Source organism: Clostridium sp. (genome assembly GCF_016650095.1).
GTDB lineage: Bacteria > Bacillota > Clostridia > Clostridiales > Clostridiaceae > Clostridium_AD.
Window position 1 is genome coordinate 1 of record NZ_JAENWL010000279.1, and the last position, 5,049, is coordinate 5,049.

Annotated in this window: 6 protein-coding genes and 1 pseudogene; all 7 read right to left on the reverse strand. The window is 28.5% G+C overall.

Annotated elements, in window-relative coordinates; translation table 11 throughout:
* Positions 1-225: pseudogene (locus JJE11_RS14390) on the reverse strand (AI-2E family transporter); the annotation flags it as partial.
* 50 nt (positions 226-275) lie between these two features.
* Positions 276-971 carry a VTT domain-containing protein gene (locus tag JJE11_RS14395; RefSeq protein WP_291636836.1) on the reverse strand — a complete coding sequence of 232 codons (696 nt, stop codon included), beginning with the start codon at positions 969-971 and terminating at the stop codon, positions 276-278.
* 86 nt (positions 972-1,057) lie between these two features.
* Positions 1,058-2,164 carry an alanine/ornithine racemase family PLP-dependent enzyme gene (locus JJE11_RS14400; RefSeq protein WP_291636838.1) on the reverse strand — a complete coding sequence of 369 codons (1,107 nt, stop codon included), beginning with the start codon at positions 2,162-2,164 and terminating at the stop codon, positions 1,058-1,060.
* Positions 2,165-2,350: 186 nt separating this feature from the next.
* The gene (locus JJE11_RS14405) at positions 2,351-3,097 is read right to left on the reverse strand and encodes a hypothetical protein (protein WP_291636841.1); all 747 of its coding nucleotides are present in this window, start codon (positions 3,095-3,097) and stop codon (positions 2,351-2,353) included.
* Entirely contained in the window at positions 3,097-3,972 is an 876-nt protein-coding gene (locus tag JJE11_RS14410; RefSeq protein WP_291636842.1) for an ATP-binding cassette domain-containing protein, read from the reverse strand. The genes JJE11_RS14405 and JJE11_RS14410 overlap by 1 nt, the downstream gene beginning before the upstream one ends.
* A gap of 1 nt (position 3,973) precedes the next feature.
* Positions 3,974-4,336 (reverse strand): GntR family transcriptional regulator, encoded by a 363-nt coding sequence (locus JJE11_RS14415; protein WP_291636843.1) that lies wholly within the window; start codon positions 4,334-4,336, stop codon positions 3,974-3,976.
* 136 nt (positions 4,337-4,472) lie between these two features.
* Positions 4,473-5,049 (reverse strand): EAL domain-containing protein (locus tag JJE11_RS14420; RefSeq protein ID WP_291636844.1); only part of this gene is annotated, 577 nt, incomplete at its 5' end.

The window sequence follows — 5,049 nt, forward strand, 5'->3', positions numbered from 1 at the left end:
AAGAAAAACATTTATAAGCTTTGATAATGGATACAATAAATACGCAATTATAATACCAGTAATAAGGGGTGAAATCATTGAAATCAAATCTTTAATTGCATTAATGATACTTCTCAACAACTCTCCAAAATTAAAAACTACATTATAGCTTATAAAAATTAAAGTTGCTGCCAAGGTAATATATATTACATACTTAAGATACTTTCTATCAAATCTGCTTTGCATAGTTACATCCTCCTTAATATCATTATAAAATCTGTTTGAATATCGTAATTTTATACATTATCTCTATCCTCTGTTTTCTTATACATATTTCTTAATATAATTCCAGTCACGATTAGTAACGCAAGCACTATTAAAATAACAATTATTCCTTTTAAATCTTTATTGTAAGCCTGTGACCCAACTGATACCCAAATAAGAGTTGCTGGTATCCTTGATATTGCATAAACAAAAAACAATTTTGATGCTTTTATTGGTGTAAGCCCGGCAATATATATCATCAAATCTTTTGGAATAATCGGAATTAGACAGATGATTAGCAACCCTATTGTACCTTCTGTTGAATTTAAAGTATTACTTATTTTATCTATTTTTTCTTTTGGTACAATTCTACTTATAAGTTCATATCCCAATAATCTTGAAATATAAAATGCACAAACTGTCCCAAGCATTATCCCAATTATTGATAATAAAAACCCCAATGGAATACCATAAATAAAGCCACCACAAAGGGTAAATAAATCTCCAGGGATTACCACTACTATTACATGTGCTGCCTGTAATAGTATGTACATCAAAAATCCTAATCCGCCAAAAGCTCTCAAATATTCCCTTATCGCTTTTGGTTGTTTCACTTTTTCAATAATCCAGGGTGAAAAATTTATTCCAAAAACAACTATACCTAATAAAAACAAAATTAGAATCGCTACTTTAATTTTGATTTTGTTATCTATTTTTTTTATTATCATAATTCCTCCAAGTCTTGGATTATTTCCTTTTTTGGAATTTTTAATTAATTATTACCACTATTCTCATTTTGTTCTCAAGAATAACTCTAGATAAAAATCTTAGGTATACCTGAATATCCGCTTAAATACATCATTTGTGAGTAGAACATTGTAAAACCAAGTATGTCCCCTAATTTAATTTCAATATCACAATCTTCAATATCTATAATTAAGTGATCAGAACTACTACCTATAACTTTAACATCTTGTCTTTGTGGAATTAGATTATCCTGTAACCCAAAATCTTGTTTCCCCACTGCAAGTAATGCCCTCTTTCTTATTCCTTTATCTACATAAGTAGGTTTATTTCCGAAAGCATCAATAAATACTTCTCCAATAGGATGTGTAGGTTTATTTTTTATTTCTACAACCTGAGCTTTTAGTATAAATGTATCCTGATGCATATATTTCATATCATATCCCCAGAATTCATCTAAATCTTTTGCTAATAATATACCCTCGCCAATTCTTAAATTATTTACCCTTTTAGGCATTTTCCCATCTATCATTAAAGGTATTGAGCTTGTAGCTCCTCCTGAAATCATTTCTAGTTTCCTATTTATTTTACTTTCAATTATTTCAGCGATGTTGCATAGTCTTCCTAAGTTCTCTTGCGACGGCATTATTGATCCATAACAACCTAAATTAGTCCCTACTCCAAGTAACTCGACATTTTTAAGATTATTTTCTACATATTCTGCTAAATTAATGAATTCTTCTTCATCAACAACGCCTTCTCTTAAATCTCCAAGGTCAAGCATTAGAACTACTTTATGTTTTTCACCTTGCAATTCACATTCCTTTTGAATCATATTTAATGTTTCTAGTTCAGAATTAAGACTAACTGAAACAAACTTAACCACTTCTTTTATTTCACTAAACATTGGAATTCTAACCAACATAAATGGTTTCTGTATACCGTGTTTCTTCAGTCTGATTATTTGGTTTATTCTTGAACTCGCTATATATGTGCATCCTGCACTTTCATATTGTTCCACAACCTCTGGTATTGCATTAAATCCTTTAATTACCCCCGTAATATTTATCCCGTGTAATTCACATAAATATACCATAGATTTAATGTTTTCGTGTATCTTCTTTAAGTTTATCTCTAGCATTGGATATTTAAAATTTGAATTAGTTTTTTGTATCATATTTGTTCCTCCCTTGAAACTTTTTTTCGTATTGTAAAATAAATAATATGTACTTACTTTGCACAATCTTATTAATAGTATAGCCCATAATAGGGATAATTTATATAATTTTATAAAAGGGCGCAAATTTTTGCGCCCTTTCTTTTAATATAATTTGCAGTTTTTCGTCTTATATTTGACTGGTGGTTAAGCTCTTTTTACCACCGCTCTACTAACAAGCATATACACAAAAGACATTGATATTATAAATAAACATATAAATGTTATTACAGCCATATAAGAATTTTTTGTGTTTAATCCTAATATATTGTTAAAAAAAACTTCTGTTTTCTTCGCAAACTCTGGAGAATTAAATGCAACATTTGCTAAAATAACCTGAATAGCTATAGGAATTATAAACATTAAAATTTTCATTGTTTTATTACACTTATTAAATATCATAGTTATTAATAATCCTATTGCAAATGCAGCAATATAAAAAGCAAATAAAAATGTTACAGTCCTAATTATTATTTGCACGTTATTGCTTTGTATCCATAATTCTTTATTTAGTATATTATAGATACTTGGGAAGTCACCATACCCCATATCATATATCATCGGACCTACCGAAAATATATTATAAATTCTATTTAATATTACATCTATAATAGACATACCTAACGCTATTGGTAAAATAGTTATACTTAGAGATTTAAAATAATCTACTCTCGAAATATTATTAGCTTGAGCGAAATAAAAATTTTCTTTAAAAGAATTTAACCCTAGGACGAATAAAAATATCATAGTTGCAAATTCAATTCCAGATGTATTCCCCCCATCTCCGCTTAAAAATGTTATGCTTGTTACAAAAGTTATCAAAATACAGTAATAAATTATTATCGATTTAAGATTGCTTTTAATATTGTATTTAGCTAGTTTAAAACTTCTCATTATTTTATACCCCCCTCACTTGTCAAATGAATAAATAGTTTTTGAAGTTCAACTTTTGAAATTTCTAAATCTAGTTTCTTCATCTCTTCCTTTTCCATGTCACCATTTTCCCCCATTATAACTGCTGATTTAAAAGAAGACATTACATCTACACTTATGCAATTTTTATCTTTAATATAATCATCAATATTTTTATTAAGTCCTGATACGCAGTAGCATTTATTTAATAATTCTTCTACATTTTCATCATTAATTATTTTTCCATCTTTAAGGATAACTATCTTTTCTAATATTTTTGCAACTTCTTCTATAATATGAGTAGAAAGTATAATGGTCTTAGGCTTTTCTATATAACTTTCCATAAGTTCACTATAAAACATCTCTCTATGATTTGCATCAAGTCCTAAAACCGGCTCGTCGAACATTAATATGTCCGCATTTGATGCCATTGTATTTATAATTTTACATATGGAAGAATATCCAGTTGATAGTTCCTTAATCCTCTTATTTATATTCAATCCAAATTTTTTAGAAAGCTCTAACGCATACTCCATATCAAAGCTTGGATAAAATTCACTAGTCCAATTAAAAAGCTCTTTTATTTTCATAGACTGTGGATATAAATTTTGTTCTGTCATAAAATAAATATTTCCAAGACCCTTTTTATCTTGTGATAAGTCTTTATCATCTATAGAAATAACTCCGCCATCTATGAAAATTCTATTATTTATGACATTTAAAAGTGTTGTCTTCCCTGCTCCATTTCTTCCGAGTAACCCATAGATTTTATTTTCTTCTATAGTTAATGATATATTATCTAAAGCAAAAGTATCCCCATACTTTTTACTTACATTTGAAATCTTTATTGTGCCCATGTTAAATCCCCCTTTCAATCATTTTGATAATATCAAGACTTGAAATATCCAATTTTTTAGCTTCTTCTATTAATGACACTATATAGTTCTCATAAAAATTTTCTTGTCTTTTTTCCATCAACTTTTCTTTACTTCCGGTTACAACAAACATCCCAACGCCTCTCTTTTTATATATAATTCCTTCATCTACAAGTAAATTAAATCCTTTAGCTACAGTAGCGGGATTTATTTTGTACTTAACAGATATTTCCGTTGTAGATGGAATTGCAGTTTCTTCCTCAAAAATGCCCTTAAGTACGTTATCCTCAATAGCTTTCGCAATCTGCGTATATAAAGGTACATCATTATTAAAATTTAAATTCACATTACCACCTTCTTCACTTAATTGGTTAATTACTTATGTAACTAACTATATAACCAATTAACTCCATTGTCAATAGTTAATTTAATTATATGTACTTATAAAATAAAAAAAACAGTCAAAGTGAATGTAGTTCACCTCAACTGATTATATGTTTTTTTGTGCTCGTTTTTAATAGTTCTTCTGCGTCGCTTACTGAAAGTGGCTTACTAAAGTAGTACCCTTGTATATAGTCACATTTCTTTTCTCTAAGTATTGAAAGCTGCTGCTCAGTTTCTACGCCTTCTGCTACAACTATTAAATCCATGCTATGAGCCATTTGAATTATATTTTTAATAATTGATTTGTTTTGTATATTCGTAGTTATATTATCTATAAATGACTTATCAATTTTTAAAGTAGAAATTGGAATCTTCATTAGATAGTTAAGTGATGAATAGCCAGTACCAAAATCATCTAATGCAATTCTAATTCCCATATCCATTAATTCTTCTAATATTTTTATATTAGGTTCAAGTGACTCCATGAGGACTGTTTCAGTAATTTCAAGTTCAACAATATTTGGATTAATTCCTGTAGTTTGAAAAATATTTTTAACACTTTCCACAAAATCTAATTGATGTATATCTACTGATGAAACATTGATACTAATGCTCTTAAACTTATATCCTGCTTCAAGCCACTTTACGGTTTGCTTGCAGGCTTCATTAAGTACC